The organism is Streptomyces sp. 8L, from assembly GCF_020176795.1.
Lineage (GTDB): Bacteria > Actinomycetota > Actinomycetes > Streptomycetales > Streptomycetaceae > Streptomyces.
The window spans coordinates 1-14,072 of record NZ_JAIUKE010000343.1 but is presented as its reverse complement, the minus strand read 5'-3'; the positions used below and the strand labels follow the sequence as shown (position 1 = coordinate 14,072).

The following is a 14,072-nucleotide window of genomic DNA, read 5'->3' as shown; positions in this document are numbered from 1 at the left end:
GGCGGGGCGGGCGGCCAGCCGCCGAGCGCCATCATGGCCAGGGACGCCACGCCCGACTGCTCGTCCGAGCCCGGATCGACCGAGTAGCCGGTGAGGAAGAACCGGCCGCCGACATAGCGGTACGAGGGGTGGAAGAACGCGGACGACTCGGCGTCGGCGGCCCCGTCCGGGTGCTTCTGCACCACCTTGAAGGCACCGCCCGCGGGCCCGAGGGCCGCCAGCGCACCGCCCGACTCCACGCCGGGGTCCTCGTACACCAGGACCCCGCCGCCCTGCGCCGCCACCGGGTGGACCAAGTGGTCCGAGGGCGCGGGCGCCTTCCACTTCAGCTTTCCGGTCGCGAGGTCGAACGCGACGACCGCGTTGGTGCCCGCGGCCTTGCTCCGGTCCAGCGCCGTCTCCATGTAGAGGGTGTGCGCGTCGGCCACGATGCCGTTGCAGTCCTGGAGGTTGCCGTCCGCGATGCCGAGCCCGTCGCCGCAGTCCTCGGTGAACTTCTCGCCGCCGCCCTTCATGGTCGCGCGCTCGGTGCCGTTCGCGTTGAACGATGCGATGGACCAGGTCTTCTCGTCCTCGTTCTGGAAGGAGACGACCAGCGGGTCGACGGAGTAGACCTTGTCGAGCGTGAGGCCTGCGGCGAGCTTGAACGTCCACTTCGCCTTGCCGGTGACCGGGTCGAGCTGCTGGAGCTGGTGCGCGCCGGCCGCGTCGGAGTCGGTCCCGGAGCAGACCTCGTAGGCGATCATCTTCGGCCCGCTGGCCATGCCGGACGGCTGGCAGTCGCCGGGGAGCTTGGTGAAGAGGGGCTTGCCGTCGCTGACCCGGAAGGTGTTCGTGCCGCCGACGCGGGAGACCGCCACGGTGTCTCCGACGATCGCCATGTTGAGGTCCAGCATCACGTCGAAGGTGTCGGCCTTCCCGATCGACGTGTCCCAGCCGGCCTTGCCGGTCTTGAGGTCGATCTGCTTGATCCGGTCGCAGTTGGCCGACTCGCCCGAGCCGTCCTCGTACCCGACGACGATCGTGCCGTCGGCGGTCGGGGCGACGGGCGCGGCACACACCGCCTGGGGCAGGGTGAGCGACCACACCTGCTTGCCGGTGGCCGCCGAGTAGGCGGCGACCTGCTTGTACAGGGCCCGTACGACGGTGTTCCCGACGAACCAGGGCCCGTAGACCCTGTTGTGGCTCTCGGGGACGTCGGAGGCAGGCGCCTGCTGCCAGAGCACCTTGGCCTCACCCGCCTTGCGGCCGCTGTTGGGGTTCGCGCTCTTGTAGGAGCCGCCCGGGCCCTTTCCGTCGCCCTGGAAGGGCGTGTCGTGCGTGGTCGGCCCGCCGGTCCTGTCGTCAGGACTGGCGTGGGCCACCGGCTTCTTGTCGCCGCCCGAGCCGAAGGCGAGCCAGCTGCCCCCGCCGACGACGACCACCGCCGCGACGACGGCCGCCAGGACGATGCCGGGCTTGCCCGTGAGGAAGCCGCGCACACCGGGAGCCCCGGCGCGACCGCCCGCGCCCATGCCGGGCAGCGGCGGCGGTGGCATCCCCGGCGCCCCTGGCATACCGGGACCGCCGGGGTACTGCTGCTGCGGTGCGGGAGCGGCGTACGAGGCGTACGGGTTGGGGACGGGAGGCTGCTGGGCGTACGGGTTCGGGCCGGGCTGCCCGTATCCGCCCTGCTGCTGCGGGGAGTTGTAGGGACCGGGCTGCTGCTGGTACGGGCCCGGCTGCTGCGGGTATCCGTATCCGGGCTGCTGGCCCGGGTATCCGTATCCCGGCTGCTGGCCGCCTGCCGGTGGGGGCGCCGCCTGTTGCTGCGGCGGCTGCTGGGGTACGTGCTGCTGCTGGGGTATCTGTTCCGGCGGCGCCCCCGGCGGTACGGGCGCGGGCGCGGCGGGCATCGGCGGCGCGTACCGCGGTGCCGACGGCTGCTGCGGCTGTTGTTGCTGCTGCTCAGGCTGGTGTTGCTGAGGTTGCTGCTGCGGTTGGTGCTGCGGCTGCGGCTCGTTCGGCGGTTCGTTCCGCGGTGGCTGCGGTTCGTTCCGCGGTGGCTGCTGACCCGGCGGCTGAGTCATCGGCGTGCTTTCCCCCTGTGTTCACGGCCCGCCCGCGCGGTACCCGGGACTCCGGATCGCTTCCGGCGACAGGGATGCGTGGGCGGGGATTCCGCTCGGCGGACTCGCGAGCGGGCCTTCTTTCTACCACCACGCCCACGAGCGGGGGCCGGGCCTGCCAGGGCCCGTTCCCAAGGGAGAACCGCGTCGTGATGGCACCGTTACGCCCCCGGGCGGGGGCGCGACCAGGGGCTGCCGGGCCGCGCGGCGGCCGTGCTACTGGGCGTCCTCCGCGAGTTCCAGCCAGCGGGTCTCCAACTGCTCACGCTCACCGACCAGTTCGCGCAGCTCCGCGTCGAGCTTCGCGACCTTCTCGAAGTCGGTCGCGCTGTCCGCGATCCGCTGGTGCAGCTCGGCCTCCCGGGTGGAGACCTTGTCGAGCTGCCGTTCCACGCGCTGGAGTTCCTTCTTCGCGGCGCGGCTGTCCTTCGCGGAGACGGTGCTCGCGGACCCGGCGGGTGCGGCGGGTACGGCGGCCGGGGCGCGCTCGGCGAGGCGCGCCTCCTCCATGGCGTGGCGGCGTTCCAGGTACTCGTCGATGCCGCGCGGCAGCATCCGCAGCCTCTGGTCCCCGAGCAGGGCCATCACCCGGTCCGTGGTCCGCTCCACGAAGAACCGGTCGTGGGAGATGACGACGAGCGTGCCGGGCCAGCCGTCGAGGACGTCTTCCAGCTGGGTCAGGGTCTCGATGTCGAGGTCGTTCGTCGGCTCGTCGAGGAAGAGGACGTTGGGCTCGTCCATCAGCAGCCGCAGGATCTGCAGGCGGCGGCGCTCACCACCGGACAGGTCGCCGACGGGCGTCCACTGCTTCTCCTTGGAGAAGCCGAACTGCTCGCACAGCTGGCCCGCGGTCAGTTCGCGGCCCTTGCCGAGGTCGACCCGCTCCCGTACCTGCTGGACGGCCTCCAGGACCCGCAGCGCGGGCGGCAGTTCGGCGACGTCCTGCGAGAGGTACGCGAGCCGCACGGTCCTGCCCGTCTTGATCCTGCCGGCGGCGGGCTGCACGTCGCCGTCGCTGCGGGCGGCGTCCGCGAGGGCGCGCAGCAGGGACGTCTTGCCCGCGCCGTTGACGCCGACGAGGCCGATCCGGTCGCCGGGGCCGAGCTGCCACGTCAGATGGGCGAGGAGCGTCTTCGGGCCCGCCTGGACGGTCACGTCCTCCAGGTCGAAGACTGTCTTGCCGAGCCGGGTCGCGGCGAAGCGCATCAGTTCGGAGGTGTCGCGGGGCTCCGGCACGTCGGCGATCAGCTCGTTGGCCGCCTCGATGCGGAAGCGCGGCTTCGAGGTCCTGGCGGGGGCGCCGCGGCGCAGCCAGGCGAGCTCCTTGCGGACCAGGTTCTGCCGCTTGGCCTCCTCGGTCGCGGCGATGCGCTCCCGCTCGGCACGGGCGAAGACGTAGTCGGTGTAGCCGCCCTCGTAGTCGTAGACCGTGCCCCGCTGCACGTCCCACATGCGGGTGCAGACCTGGTCGAGGAACCAGCGGTCGTGGGTGACGCACACGAGCGCCGAGCGGCGCGCGCGCAGGTGGCCCGCGAGCCAGGAGATCCCCTCGACGTCGAGGTGGTTGGTCGGCTCGTCGAGGACGATCAGGTCCGGCTCTGCGATCAGCAGCTTGGCGAGGGCGATGCGGCGGCGCTCGCCGCCGGACAGCGGGCCGATGACGGTGTCGAGGCCCTGGGGGAAGCCGGGCAGGTCGAGCCCGCCGAACAGGCCCATGAGCACGTCGCGGATCTTGGCGTTGCCCGCCCACTCGTGGTCCGCGAGGTCGCCGATGACCTCGTGCCTGACCGTGGCGGCCGGGTCGAGCGAGTCGTGCTGGGTGAGCACGCCGAGCCGCAGTCCGCCGCTGTGGGTGACGCGGCCGGTGTCGGCCTCCTCCAGCTTGGTCAGCAGCCGGACGAGGGTGGTCTTGCCGTCGCCGTTGCGGCCGACGACGCCGATCCGGTCGCCCTCGGAGACACCGAGGGAGACGCCGTCGAGCAGGGCACGGGTGCCGTACACCTTGGTGACCGACTCGACATTGACCAGATTGACGGCCATTTCACTCCTGAACAACCTGCACACGGGGATGGATCAGCGTCCCAGCGTAGTCGTCTTCCGGCGGAGGCCGGGCGGCCCGTCCGGGGGCCGCACCGGTACGGCTGGTCCACGCCATGGGCACGCCTCGTACCCGGGGGCCCGGGCCGCCTGCCCCGCTTCCGCCCCGCTGTGCGTACCGTCCACACCCTTGTCCTGGCCTGGGGGCGCGCTTAGGTTTCTCCCGCGCGTCCATCCCGCGCACAGCCGTTCTCCATGCGAACAGATCGTTTTCGTTTCGGCCGGTCGAGGTCCCCCGGGCGGCCGGTTCGCTCCGTCCCTTTCCTCCCGAGGAAGGTCAGCGCCATGCCGAAACCGACCGTCAGCGGCATCCCGGAACAGCGCTCCCCCGGCCCCCGCGCCCCCGCGGGCCTCGCCGTCGGGACGCTGGTCGCCGGGTGCTTCGCCGTCTGCCTCGCGCAGATCGGAATCGCGACGCCCGCCACGCCCAACGGCCTCTTCCAGTCGGACCTGGACCCCGTCGGCTCGCAACTGACCTGGATATCCGACGCGTTCCTGCTTCCGGTGGCGGTCCTTGAGCTGACCTTCGGCGTGCTGGGGGACCTGTTCGGGCGCAAGCGGCTGCTCGTCGCGGGCGCCGGGCTGATGGCGGTCGGCGAGGCGGTCGCCGCGGCGGCGAGCGGTGTCCACATGCTGTGGGTGGGCCAGGCGCTCGCCGGGCTCGGGGCCGCGGCCCTGTTCCCGACGTCGCTCGCGATGCTCGCCGCCGGGACCCGCACGCACGACCAGCGGGCGAAGGTCATCGCGATCTGGGCCGCGCTGCTGTCGACCGGCGGGTTCCTCGCACCGCTGCTCGGCGGGATCACCGGCACCTACGGGTCCTGGCGGTGGGCGTTCGTCGTCGTGGCGGTCCTCGCCGCGCTCAGCGCGCTCGCCAGCGCCTGGCTCGCGGACAACTCCAGCGCGCCGGAGGGCCGTTCGCTGGACATCGGCGGCCAGGTCACCATCGGCATCGGGCTCTTCGCGCTGCTGTACGGCGTGATCCAGGCGCCCACGGACGGCTGGGGCTCGGTGGGTGTCGTCGTCGCGTTCGTCGTCGCGGCGGTCTGCCTGGTCCTGTTCGTGGCGGTGGAGCGGCGGGCCAGGTCCCCGCTGCTGCGGCTGGACCTGTTCACAAACCGGGGGTTCGCGGTGGCGTCGGCGGTCGCCGTCGTCGGCATGTTCAGCTTCCTCGGGACCTGCTACGCGACGAGCATCCGGCTGGGGCCCGTCCAGCACCAGAGCCCGATGCGCACCGCGGTCGCGTTCCTGATGCTGAACGGCGTCACGATCTTCCTGACGCCCGTCACCGCGCGGCTGCTGGCGCGCGTCGCACCGCGCTGGGTGCTGTCGGGCGGCTTCGTGCTGATGGCGGCCGGCGACTTCCTTGCCGCGACGCTGCCGGTGGGCGACACGGCCCTGACGTCGCTGATCGTGCCGCTCGGACTGGTGGGCGTGGGCTTCTCGTTCGCGGTGTCGTCCATCACCGCGACGGCCGTCAACACCGTGCCCGTGCACCTCGCGGGCATGGCGAGCGCCACGACGAGCCTGCTCCGGGACTTCGGCTTCACGCTGGGCCCTGCCGTGATCGGGGCGGTGGCCCTGGGCCGGGCGGGCACCGCGTTCACGAGCGCGCTCGCGGGCTCGTCGCTGCCGGGGTCCGTGAAGGCAGCGGCGGGGGAGGTCGCGGCGGCGGGCGGCCCGCTGGCCGTCAACTCGGTCCCGCCGGACAGCCCGCCGGGCCACGCCGCGGCCCTGGCGGTCCAGGCCCTCGGCCACGGCTACGCCATCGGCTTCACGGTGTGCGGCTGCGCGGCGCTGCTCTCCTGCGTCCTGACCGTGCTGGCGCTGCGCGGCGGCCGGCCGGGCGAGACCGTCGCGACGGCGGACGAGGAGCTGCCGCCCGAGGCCCCGACGGCACGCCCCTGATCGGCGCGCCCCCGAGTGGGTCGCTGCTCCCGCCCCGGACCCGCCACGCCGCGGTCAGGACGACGCCCCACGGCCCCGTCAGGACACCGGCTCCCCGGCCGGCTCCGCCAGCACGGCGGCGCCGGGGGCCGGGCCTGCGGCGACGCGCGTCGTGCGGCAGGTGCCCGACGCGCGGAGCGCCTCGGCGACCAGGTGCGCCCCGGCCCCGTCCTTCGTCAGGAACGCCGTCGTCGGGCCCGAGGCCGTCGCGAGGGCGGCGAGCGCGCCCGCCGCCGTGCCGGTGGCCAGCGTCTTCGCGAGAGCGGGACGCAGAGTGAGCGCCGCCCGCTGGAGATCGTTGGCCAGGGCCTTCGCGAGGGCGGGGGCGTCGCCGTCGCGCAGGGCGGCGAGCAGCGCGGGGGCGGCCGCGGGCGCCGGCACCTCCGTGCCCCCCGTCAGCCGGTCGAACTCCTGGAAGACGCGGGGCGTCGACAGCCCTTCCTCGGCGACCGCGAACACCCAGTGGAACGTGCCGCCGACCGGCAGCGCCGTCAGCCGCTCACCCCGTCCGGTGCCCAGCGCCGCCCCGCCGAGCAGGCTGAAGGGCACGTCGCTACCGAGGCCGGCGCAGATCGCGAGGAGTTCGTCCCGAGGCGTGGCGAGCCCCCACAGCGTGTCGCACGCGAGGAGGGCGCCCGCGCCGTCCGCGCTGCCGCCCGCCATGCCGCCCGCGACGGGGATGTCCTTCGCGATGTGGATACGTACGTCGGGGGCGATGCCGTGCCGGCCCGCGAGGGCGACGGCCGCGCGTGCCGCGAGGTTCGTCGCGTCGAGCGGGACCTGCGCGGAGTCGGGCCCCGTGCAGGTGATCAGCGGGCCCTCGCCCGCCGGGCCCGGTGCGACCGTGACCTCGTCGTAGAGCCCGACGGCGAGGAACACGTTCGCCAAATCGTGGAATCCGTCGGGGCGCGCGCCGCCGACGGCGAGTTGCGCGTTCACCTTCGCGGGGACGCGCACCCGCACCCGTTGCCGTACCTGCTCGTCCACCCGGTCCCGTCCCTCCGTCGTACCGCTCACGCGCCCGCCTCCCTGCATTCGGCGATCCGCGCGAACTCTGCCACGGTCAGCGACTCGCCCCGCGCCTGGGGCGAGACTCCCGCCGCGACCAGCGCGGCCTCCGCGGCGGGCGCCGAGCCCGCCCAGCCCGCGAGGGCCGCGCGCAGCGTCTTGCGGCGCTGGGCGAAGGCCGCGTCGACGGCGGCGAAGACCTCCGCGCGGGTCACCGTCGTGCGCGGTGGCGCGTTTCTGCGGACGAGGGAGACGAGCCCGGAGTCGACGTTCGGCGCGGGCCAGAACACGTTCCTGCCGATCGAGCCGGCCCGCTTGACCTCCGCGTACCAGGCGGCCTTGACCGACGGCACGCCGTACACCCGCGAGCCGGGCTCGGCGGCCAGCCGGTCCGCGACCTCGGCCTGCACCATGACGAGGGTCCGCTCGATGCTCGGGAAGTGCTCCAGCATGTGCAGGAGGACGGGGACGGCCACGTTGTACGGGAGGTTCGCGACCAGCGCGGTGGGCGCGGGGCCCGGCAGTTCCCTCACGTCCAGCGCGTCGGAGTGCACGAGCGAGAACCGGTCGGCCCGCTCGGGCAGCCGGGCGGCGACGGTGCCGGGGAGCGCGCCCGCCAGGACGTCGTCGATCTCGACGGCGACGACCCGGTCGGCGCTCTCCAGCAGGCCGAGCGTCAGCGACCCGAGCCCGGGGCCGATCTCCACCACGACGTCGTCGGGCCCGACCCCGGCCGTGCGGACGATCCTGCGGACGGTGTTGGCGTCGATGACGAAGTTCTGCCCACGCTGCTTGGTCGGGCGCACGCCGAGACGGGCCGCGAGCTCCCGCACGTCGCCGGGGCCGAGGAGGGAGTCGGGGCCGGACGGTGCGGCCCCGGCGGGCTCAGTGGTACTCACCGGGCAAGCCTAAAGCTCGTATCCGAAGGCACGTGCCGTGTTGGCCGCGACCGCCGCCGCGAACGCGTCCTCGTCCGCCCCGCGCACCGCGGCCATGGCACGCAGGGTCACGGGAATGAGATAGGGCGCATTCGGCCGCCCGCGGAAGGGCGCGGGTGTGAGAAAAGGCGCATCCGTTTCGACAAGAACGAGTTCCTGTGGCGCTACTGTGAGCGCGTCCCGCAGCGGCTGAGCGTTTTTGAATGTGACATTGCCCGCGAATGACATGTAGTAGCCGGAGTCCGCGCAGATTTTCGCCATTTCCGCGTCACCGGAATAACAGTGGAACACCGTGCGCTCGGGCGCCCCCTCCTCCTCCAGAATCCGCAGGACGTCCGCGTGCGCGTCCCGGTCGTGGATCACCAGCGCCTTCCCGTGCCGCTTGGCCGCCCCGATGTGCGCGCGGAACGAGAGTTCCTGCGCCTCCCGGCCGTCCGGGCCGGTCCTGAAGTAGTCGAGCCCGGTCTCGCCCACGCCCTTCACCTGCGGGAGGGCCGCGAGCTCGTCGATCCCGGCCAGCGCCTCGTCCAGCGTCCCGGCCGCCGCGAGGCGGGGCGCCTCGTTGGGGTGCAGGGCGACGGCGGCGTGCACGGCGCCGTACTCCGCCGCCGTACGCGCCGCCCAGCGCGAGCCCTCCAGGTCGCAGCCCACCTGGACGACCGTCGTGACGCCCACGGAGGCGGCCTTCGCGAGGCCCTCCTCGACCGTGCCGCGCTGCATGTCCAGATGCGTATGCGAATCCGCCACCGCCACCCGCAGGGGAACGGGCAGCGGCGGCGGCGTTTCGTTCGAACCCATGGCGCGATCCTACGAGCACCGGCCGGGCCGCCGTCCCGCGCCGGTTCATCAGGACACGCGGCTGAGGGGTCCGCTCATCGGGACGCGCGGCTGAGGTCCGCTTCACCAGGGGCTCGGCTCCTGGTCCCGCTTCAGCAGCGGCGCTCCGCTCCGGGCCCGTTCAGCTCCTCGCGTGTTCGTGGTGCAGCAGGTGCCGCAGGAACTCCGGCAGGTGCGGCAGGTGCGGGTGCCAGGCCTCGGTGACGTGCCCGGGAGCCTCGGCCGCCGCGTCGAACGGCGGCAGGACGCCGGTGCTCGCCGCCACCCCTGGGGCCTGTTCGGCGCGCGCGGCCTCGCCCGCCTCCCGCAGCGGCTGCCTGCTCGCCGTGTCCGTGCCGTACGAACGGGTCAGTTCCCGGTACCCGGAGACCTGGCCCGACCGCATGATTCTCACGACGTTCCCCTCGCACGTCGGACAGCTCGGACTGGTCAGCGGTGACGGAACGGTTTTCCCGTTCGATTTGTACACGACATAAGTCCCCCTCTTGTCGTCGACGTGGTGTTCGATGTCGAACGACTGCTCCCAGCCGTGCCCGCACCTCATGCAGGCAAAGGCGTACGCCTCATGGGCTGCGACGGTACCCACACGCTCACTCATACCGTCTCCTTTCCACTCCTCCAGTTCACTACCCGGAGGTATGGAAAGCACCGTGACCAAGCGTTTAATGGCGAGCTTTTGGGATTTCCGAGAGCCGTTCGGCCTTCGGCACGGCGTGCGTTTTACCTTGATGTAAAGACTCTTTACGTACCGGCCCGATTACCCAGTGACGCCGGTCACGGCCGCGCCCTCCGCGCGCCGTACGACGCTCCCCGCGCGCCGCTCACGCGCCGCCGCGTGCCGCGTTCTTCGCCGCCACCACCGCGTCGAACACCCGCCGCTTCGGCAGTCCCGCCTCCACCGCGACCGCCGCGATGGCCTCCTTGCGGCGCTCGCCCGCGTCCTCCCGCACCCGGACCCGGCCGACCAGCTCCTCGTCGTCCAGCTCGGCGGGCCCCGTCTCCTGCGCGCCCTCGACGACCACGGTGATCTCGCCGCGCACCCCCTCGGCGGCCCATGCCGCCAGCTCACCGAGCGGGCCGCGCCTGACCTCCTCGTACGTCTTCGTCAGCTCGCGGCAGACCGCGGCCCTGCGGTCCGCGCCGAACGCCTCGGCCATCGCGGCGAGCGTGGCGTCCAGGCGGTGCGGCGCCTCGAAGTAGACGAGGGTGCGGCGCTCGGCGGCGCTCTCCCGCAGCCGGGCCAGCCGCTCGCCCGCCTTGCGGGGCGGGAACCCCTCGAAGCAGAAGCGGTCCACGGGCAGCCCGGACAGCGCGAGCGCCGTCAGCACGGCGGACGGGCCAGGCACCGCCGTGACCCGGACCCCGCGCTCCACGGCCGCCGCGACCAGCCGGTACCCCGGGTCCGAGACGGACGGCATCCCCGCGTCCGTGACCAGCAGCATCCGCGCGCCGCCGGCGAGCGCGTCCGCGAGCTCCGGCGTACGGGCCGACTCGTTGCCCTCGAAGTACGAGACGACCCGGCCGGCCGGGTGCACGCCGAGCGCCTGCGTGAGGCGGCGCAGCCGCCGGGTGTCCTCGGCGGCGATCACGTCGGCGCGCGCCAGCTCGGCGGAGAGCCGGGGCGGGGCGTCGGACACGTCCCCGATGGGCGTCCCGGCGAGCACGAGCACCCCGGCCCCGACGCCGCTCTTCCCGCCGGTGTCGCCGCTCTCCTCGCGGATGTCCGAATCCGTGACTCCGGAATCCGTGACTCCGGTCTCCCTGGACGGTGCGACAGGCATATCAACGGGGCGGCTCTCGGGCGGCTGGTTCGCATTCACAGCCGCCATCCTCCCAGCCTCACGGATACGTTCCCTACGATGGCGCGGTGACCAGTACTGCGCCCGAAGCCCTGCACGGGCCCGACGCCGAAGACAGCCCGTCCGCGTGGCCCGGGCGGCTGCGCCGGTTCGGTCATGTGCCGCGGCGGACCGTCAGCCTGCGCGACCGGCTCGTCCCCCCGTACACGCGGCCGTCCGACCGCCTGTGGGCGGTGCTGCGCGTGCCGCCCTCGACGGCGGAGCGGCTGACCCGGTGGTCAGGGTGGGGCGGCCCGCTGATCGTCACACTGATCGCCGGCCTGATGCGGTTCTGGCACCTCGGCAGCCCCAAGGCCGTCATATTCGACGAGACGTACTACGCCAAGGACGCCTGGGCGCTGTGGCACCAGGGGTACGAGGGCAACTGGCCCAAGGACATCGACAAGAAGATCCTGCTCGACCCGTCCGCGGTGCCGGTGCCGCACGACCCCGGCTATGTCGTGCACCCGCCGGTGGGCAAGTGGGTCATCGGCTTCGGCGAGTGGCTGTTCGGCTTCAACCCGTTCGGCTGGCGCTTCATGGTGGCCGTGTGCGGGACGCTGTCGGTCCTCATCCTGTGCCGGATCGGCAGGCGGATCTTCCGCTCCACCTTCCTCGGCTGCCTCGCCGGCGCGCTGCTCGCGACCGACGGGCTGCACTACGTGATGAGCCGCACGGCGCTGCTCGACACGGTGCTGATGTTCTTCGTCCTCGCCGGGTTCGGCTGCCTGGTGCTGGACCGGGACCGCACGAGAGCGCGGATGGCCGCCGCGCTGCCGGTCGACGCGGACGGCGTCCTGCGGCCCGACGCGGAGACCGCCGAGACCCTGCGGTTCGGGTGGCGGCCGTGGCGGCTCGCGGCGGGCGTGATCCTCGGCCTGGCCTTCGCCACCAAGTGGAACGGCCTCTACATCCTGGCGGCGTTCGCCGTGATGTCGGTGCTGTGGGATGTCGGTACGCGGCGCACGGCGGGCGCGCCGCGGCCGTGGCCCGTGGTGCTGCGGCGGGACCTGGTGCCCGCCTTCGTGTCGACGGTGCCCGTGGCGCTCGCCACCTACCTGCTGTCCTGGAGCGGCTGGCTGTTCACCAGCAACGGCTACTACCGCAACTGGGCCTCCACGAAGGGCCAGGGCCTCGGCGGCAGCTACACCTGGCTGCCGGACTGGCTGCGCAGCCTGTGGCACTACGAGTACCAGGTCTACGAGTTCAACATCCACCTCGACAGCGGCCACACCTACCAGTCGAACCCGTGGAGCTGGATCGTCCTCGGCCGGCCGATCTCCTTCTACTACGAGTCGCCGTCGGCGGGGCAGGGCGGCTGCCCGTCCAGCACGGTGGGCAAGTGCTCCAGCGAGGTCCTCGCCCTGGGCACACCGCTGCTGTGGTGGGCGGCGTGCTTCGCGCTGCTGTACGTGCTGTGGCGGTGGCTGTTCCGCCGCGACTGGCGCGCGGGCGCGATCGCCTGCGGCGTGGCGGCGGGCTGGGCGCCCTGGTTCCTCTACCAGGACCGCACGATCTTCTACTTCTACGCGGTCGTCTTCGCGCCGTTCCTGTGCCTCGCGGTGGCGATGATGCTCGGCGCGATCATCGGCCCACCGGGCTCCGGCGAACGCCGCCGCACGATCGGGGTGGTGGGCGCGGGCGCGCTGGTACTGCTGATCTTCTGGAACTTCGTCTACTTCTGGCCGCTGTACACGGGCACGCCGATCCCGTACGCGTCGTGGCAGCACCGGATGTGGCTCGACACCTGGATCTAGCGGATCTGGACTCGCTCCGGCCGGGGCCCGGGCGCGGGCGGCTCTGCGAGGGCCCCGGCGAGGGCCTGCGTCGGGCCCGGGCCGCCCATCGGCCGGCCCTGCGGGGGCCCGCGAAGGCCACTCGACGCCCCCGCGACGGCCTCCGCGGTGCGTCGGCGGCCCAGGCCGGGACACGTCGGATCGCGGGTACGAACATGGGTACGGGTACTCAGGCCCGGGCCACTGCCCGGCGGGACCGTGGAAGCGTCACATCCACGAAACCCGGGAGATCCGCCCTGTCCACCCCCCGACGCTCCGTCACCGGCGTACATCCGCCGGTGCGCGGCCGCGCCCGGCCGCCGGCACCGCCAGGGGCGCGACCGGATTCCCCGGGAGGGCCCCACAATCTCCGAAGGAGCTGAGTCATGCCCCCCGCGCAACCGCCTCAGCGCGCCCGCGTGTGCGGCGCCGCGTCGCGGTTACCCGAACGCCTCGTCCTCGCCGCCCTGCGGCTCGCGCCCGACCCGTACGGCGAACCCGATGAGCGCCTGGTGGAACGGCGGCTCTCCTGTACGCGCGAAGCGCACGCGGACGGCGACCACTACGCGCCCGTCCGCGAGGTGGACGGTCCTCGCGGCGGGGCGGTGTGGACGCGCTGGCCCCCGGGCGGCCGGCCGGTGGCCGTGGAGGTCATCGCCGACTGCCCCGCCGTCACGTCCGGCACGGACGGGCGGGAGGCGTGCGCCGAGTTCCTCGGCCATCCCGGCCGCCACACCTGGGAGTTGGAGCAGGCGCCACGCCCCTGCCGGCCGGGCTGCCTCAGCCCTCGAAACCGTTTTCCGTGAGGATCTTGTCGATGCGGGCTCGGTGTGCCGTCTCCCACTCGTCCAGCGACTGGGCGGACTCCTTCGCCAGCGCCCGGCGCGCCTCGGGCAGTACCTCGCCCGCGCGGTCGCCGGGTACGACCACCACGCCCTCCTCGTCGGCCACGACGATGTCGCCGGCCCGCACGAGCACACCGCCGCAGCGGACTTCGCCGCCCAGCGGCGCAACGGCCTTCTTGGTGCCGGGAATCGGAATGACACCGCGCGCGTAGACGGGGAAGCCCGCCTCGCGCACCTCGGCCAGATCGCGGATCACGCCGTCCAGGACGAACGCGGCCACGCCCCGGCGCTGCGCCACCGCGCACACGTTGCCGCCCGCGAGCGCGTGGTCGAGGTCCCCGGACTCGGCCACGACGACGGAGCCCGGCCCGGCCCGGTGGATGGCCGCGTGCAGCATGAGGTTGTCGCCCGGCGGGCACCGCACGGTGAACGCGGGCCCGGCCACGCGCGGTCCGCCGGACCACAGCGGCCGGACGCCGATGTCCATGACCTGGGCGCGGCCGAGCAGGTCGGCGAGGGTGGTCGTGGGGATGCCGTCGAAGCCGGTGGCGTCGTCGTCCATGGTGTGCTTCCGCCTTTCGCGGAGGTGTTCGCGCACGCCGCCCCCTGCGAATGCCGCGGCGCGTGCGCGATGGTACGGGAGCGGGTGCGCCGCCACGGCGGGGGCGGGGCCCTTGGC

The 14,072-nt window shown here is 73.4% G+C and carries 11 protein-coding genes; 3 read left to right on the top strand and 8 right to left on the bottom strand.

All coding sequences use genetic code 11. From position 1 onward, the window contains the following. Positions 1-1,895 (bottom strand): outer membrane protein assembly factor BamB family protein (locus LCE31_RS25795; protein WP_225018125.1); only part of this gene is annotated, 1,895 nt, incomplete at its 3' end. Positions 1,896-2,324: 429 nt separating this feature from the next. Beyond that, the gene (locus LCE31_RS25790) at positions 2,325-4,148 is read right to left on the bottom strand and encodes an ABC-F family ATP-binding cassette domain-containing protein (RefSeq protein WP_225018124.1); all 1,824 of its coding nucleotides are present in this window, start codon (positions 4,146-4,148) and stop codon (positions 2,325-2,327) included. Between the two features lie 342 nt (positions 4,149-4,490). On the opposite strand from LCE31_RS25790, the gene LCE31_RS25785 reads away from it, so the two are divergent. Continuing rightward, positions 4,491-6,113 carry an MFS transporter gene (locus LCE31_RS25785; RefSeq protein WP_225018123.1) on the top strand — a complete coding sequence of 541 codons (1,623 nt, stop codon included), beginning with the start codon at positions 4,491-4,493 and terminating at the stop codon, positions 6,111-6,113. Positions 6,114-6,191: 78 nt separating this feature from the next. Here the strand turns inward: LCE31_RS25785 and LCE31_RS25780 are convergent, their stop codons facing one another. The 5 genes from LCE31_RS25780 to rsmI all read right to left on the bottom strand — a co-directional run bounded on the left by LCE31_RS25780 (position 6,192) and on the right by rsmI (position 10,716). After that, positions 6,192-7,169 (bottom strand): 4-(cytidine 5'-diphospho)-2-C-methyl-D-erythritol kinase, encoded by a 978-nt coding sequence (locus LCE31_RS25780; RefSeq protein ID WP_374118558.1) that lies wholly within the window; start codon positions 7,167-7,169, stop codon positions 6,192-6,194. Then, entirely contained in the window at positions 7,166-8,059 is an 894-nt protein-coding gene (gene rsmA, locus LCE31_RS25775) for a 16S rRNA (adenine(1518)-N(6)/adenine(1519)-N(6))-dimethyltransferase RsmA (protein WP_225018121.1), read from the bottom strand. The genes LCE31_RS25780 and rsmA overlap by 4 nt, the downstream gene beginning before the upstream one ends. A gap of 9 nt (positions 8,060-8,068) precedes the next feature. Continuing rightward, complete coding sequence (locus LCE31_RS25770) at positions 8,069-8,896, bottom strand: TatD family hydrolase (protein WP_225018120.1); 828 nt, start codon at positions 8,894-8,896, stop codon at positions 8,069-8,071. Positions 8,897-9,056: 160 nt separating this feature from the next. After that, positions 9,057-9,533, bottom strand: coding sequence for a hypothetical protein (locus LCE31_RS25765; protein WP_225018119.1), 477 nt, complete (start codon positions 9,531-9,533; stop codon positions 9,057-9,059). A 223-nt stretch (positions 9,534-9,756) separates the two neighbouring features. Beyond that, the gene (gene rsmI / locus LCE31_RS25760; protein WP_225018117.1) at positions 9,757-10,716 is read right to left on the bottom strand and encodes a 16S rRNA (cytidine(1402)-2'-O)-methyltransferase; all 960 of its coding nucleotides are present in this window, start codon (positions 10,714-10,716) and stop codon (positions 9,757-9,759) included. Between the two features lie 86 nt (positions 10,717-10,802). On the opposite strand from rsmI, the gene LCE31_RS25755 reads away from it, so the two are divergent. Then, complete coding sequence (locus tag LCE31_RS25755) at positions 10,803-12,530, top strand: dolichyl-phosphate-mannose--protein mannosyltransferase (protein ID WP_225018116.1); 1,728 nt, start codon at positions 10,803-10,805, stop codon at positions 12,528-12,530. A 404-nt stretch (positions 12,531-12,934) separates the two neighbouring features. Continuing rightward, positions 12,935-13,354, top strand: a complete 420-nt coding sequence (locus LCE31_RS25750) for a hypothetical protein (protein ID WP_225018113.1) — start codon at positions 12,935-12,937, stop codon at positions 13,352-13,354. Here LCE31_RS25750 and LCE31_RS25745 read toward each other — a convergent pair. Beyond that, on the bottom strand, positions 13,329-13,955 hold the full coding sequence (locus tag LCE31_RS25745) for an RraA family protein (protein ID WP_225018126.1): 627 nt from the start codon (positions 13,953-13,955) through the stop codon (positions 13,329-13,331). The two genes, LCE31_RS25750 and LCE31_RS25745, sit on opposite strands and share 26 nt — an antisense overlap. Positions 13,956-14,072: the final 117 nt, after the last annotated feature.

Bases quoted from the DNA above. Each gene is read 5' to 3' on its own strand.
- LCE31_RS25790 (WP_225018124.1), bottom strand. From the start codon at position 4,148: ATGGCCGTCAATCTGGTCAATGTCGAGTCGGTCACCAAGGTGTACGGC.
- LCE31_RS25785 (WP_225018123.1), top strand. From the start codon at position 4,491: ATGCCGAAACCGACCGTCAGCGGCATCCCGGAACAGCGCTCCCCCGGC.
- LCE31_RS25770 (WP_225018120.1), bottom strand. From the start codon at position 8,896: ATGGGTTCGAACGAAACGCCGCCGCCGCTGCCCGTTCCCCTGCGGGTG.
- LCE31_RS25765 (WP_225018119.1), bottom strand. From the start codon at position 9,533: ATGAGTGAGCGTGTGGGTACCGTCGCAGCCCATGAGGCGTACGCCTTT.
- rsmI (WP_225018117.1), bottom strand. From the start codon at position 10,716: ATGCCTGTCGCACCGTCCAGGGAGACCGGAGTCACGGATTCCGGAGTC.
- LCE31_RS25750 (WP_225018113.1), top strand. From the start codon at position 12,935: ATGCCCCCCGCGCAACCGCCTCAGCGCGCCCGCGTGTGCGGCGCCGCG.
- LCE31_RS25745 (WP_225018126.1), bottom strand. From the start codon at position 13,955: ATGGACGACGACGCCACCGGCTTCGACGGCATCCCCACGACCACCCTC.